This is a genomic window from Frigoribacterium sp. AC759 (assembly GCF_979256015.1).
In genome coordinates, this window is record NZ_CEEDMT010000138.1 from 1 (window position 1) to 249 (window position 249).

Consider the following 249-nt stretch of genomic DNA (forward strand, 5'->3'; position numbering starts at 1 on the left):
TCAGGAGGGGCCAGGGGGCGACGACCAGGGCGCCGACGACCATGGCGAGGATGCGTCGGCGCGTGGCCGTGGCGGGCACGAGCACGATCGACGAGACGACCCAGAGCGCCGGCGCCGCCACCGCCAGGAGCACGCCGAACCGCCACAGGCCCGTCGCGACGGGGGTGGCGAAGGGGTACCCGAAGCGCCCGACGAGCGCGACCCAGCCGACGGAGCAGAGCAGGAAGACCCCGCCGAGCACCCCGTGGG

At 75.9% G+C, this 249-nt stretch carries 1 pseudogene; it reads right to left on the minus strand.

What is annotated here, in order from left to right:
* Positions 1-249, minus strand: a pseudogene (locus tag ACZ6JE_RS15400) (hypothetical protein); the annotation flags it as partial.